Below are 2201 nucleotides of genomic sequence, written 5' to 3'. Positions count from 1 at the left end.
GCCTGGGCGAGCGCAGGCTGGCCGCGCTGGAGGAGCGCGCCGAGGTGCTGCTGCTGCTCGGCCGGGGCGCCGAGCTGGTGCCGCAGCTGACCGCCCTGGTCGGCGAGCACCCGCTGCGCGAGCGCGGCCACGGGCTGCTGAGGCGGGCGCTGTGCCAGGCGGGCAGGCAGGCCGAGTCGCTCGCCGCCTACCGGGACGCCCGGCGCGCCCTCATCGACGAGCTGGGCGTCGAGCCGGGGCCGGAGCTGCGCAGGCTCCAGCAGGCGATCCTCGCCGGGGACGACCCCGAGCCCGCGGGTGCCCGCAAGCCCGCCGCCGTGCCCGCCCCGGAGCCCCGGCCCTCGGCCACCCCGGCGCAGCTGCCCCGCGCGCCCGCCGCCCTCGCGGGCCGGGCCGCCGCGCTGGCGCGGATGGACGAGCTGCTGCGCGCCCAGCGCGACAGCGGGGTCGTCCTCGTCGTCACGGGACCCGCCGGGGTCGGCAAGACCGCGCTCGCGCTGCACTGGGCGCACCGCGTGCGCGACGAGTTCCCCGACGGGCAGCTCTACGCCGACCTGCACGGGTACGACCCGAACCAGGAGCCGCTCGGCGCGGGCGAGGTGCTCAACCGCTTCCTGCGCACCCTGGGCGTGCCCGCCGAGGACGTCCCGGTGGGCGTGGACGAGCGCTCCGCCCTGTTCCGCACGCTCGTCGCGGACCGGCGCATGGTGGTGCTGCTCGACAACGCGCGCGGCTCCACCGAGCTGATGGCCCTGCTCACCGGCGCGCCGTCGTGCGTCCTGGTCACCAGCAGGCGCAGGCTCGTCGGCCTCGTCGCGCACGCCGAGGCGCACCTGGTCGAGCTGGACGTGCTCGACCAGGACTCGGCGCTGGAGCTGCTCGGGCGGCGCGACCCCGGCGAGATGGGCGCACTGCGCAGGCTGGCCGTGCTGTGCGACGGGCTGCCGCTGGCGCTGCGCATCGCGGCGGCCCGGCTGGCCGCGCCGTCGCTGCGCGCCGCCGAGCTGGTGGCCGAGCTGGACGACGAGCACGGCAGGCTCGCCGCGCTCGGGCTGGAGGACGAGGACTCCACGGTCCGGGCCGCGCTGGACGCCTCGCGCCGCGCCCTGCCGCCCCGGCCCGCGCACCTGCTCGCCCTGCTCGGGCTGCACCCCGGCGCGGACATCACCCCGCACGCCGCCGCCGCGCTCGCCCGGCTGCCGCTGGCCGCCGCGCAGCGCGAGCTGGACGTGCTCACCTCGGCGAACCTGCTCACCGCCAACGAGCCGGGGCGGTACGGCGCGCACGACCTGGTCCGGGTCTACACCCGCGCGCTCGCCGCCGAGCTGCCCGAGGACCAGCGCCGCGCGGCCACCGGCCGGGTGCTGGACTACTACCTGCACTGCGCCGACCTGGCCGACGCCCTGATGCCGGTGGGCCGGGGCGCGGTGCGGGTCGCGCCCGAGCACGTGCCCGCCGACGTGCCCGCGCTCAGCGGCGTCGTGGACGCCACCGCCTGGCTGGAGGCGGAGCAGGCGAACATCATCGCCGCCGCCGAGCACGCGGGCGACTCCGGCGAGCGGCGCTGGCTGGCGCACGCCTGGCAGCTGCCCTACACCCTGTCGCGGTTCTTCTGGCTGCGCGCCGACCGGCACACCTGGCTCAGCACCACCGAGCGCGCGCTGGGCGCGGCCACCGAGCTGGGCGACCCCGAGGCGCGGTTCGTGACGCTGTTCAACCTCGGCGTGGCGCTCGCCCAGTTCCACCGCTCCGAGGAGGCGCTGGCCAGGCACCAGGAGGCGCTGGAGGTCGCGCGCTCGTGGGGCGACGTGTCGGCGCAGGCCAGGGCGCTCACGACGGTCGCCGACACGCTCCAGCTCCTGGGCCGGGTCGACGAGTCCGAGTCCTGCTACCGGGAGGCGCTGGAGGTCAGCCGGGCGGCCGGGTCCCGGTGGGCCGAGGCCAACGCGCACCACAACCTGGGGCTGCTGTACTCGGTGAGCAGGCGCTACCCGGACGCCCTGCCCTGGCTCGACGCGGCCATCCGGATGTACCGGGAGGTGGGGGAGCAGTGCGGCGAGTCCTCCTGCCACGCGGACCTGTCCACGGTGCTGCTGGAGTCGGGCGAGCACACCTCGGCCGCCGCGTCCGCGCGGACCGCGCTGTCGGGGGGCCCCGCGGGGGGCCGCGCCCAACACCCGGCGGGCGCGGCCCACCGGCGG

The 2201-nt window shown here is 78.1% G+C and carries 1 protein-coding gene; it reads left to right on the top strand.

All coding sequences use genetic code 11. The annotated features are described in order from the left end of the window. On the top strand, positions 1-2201 hold a 2201-nt coding region (locus ACTUAL_RS06525), incomplete at both ends, for a BTAD domain-containing putative transcriptional regulator (RefSeq protein WP_440899610.1).

The sequence above is a fragment of the Actinosynnema sp. genome, assembly GCF_052038725.1.
The sequence above is the reverse complement of the archived record's forward strand: the minus strand, read 5'-3'. Positions and strand labels throughout refer to the sequence as shown.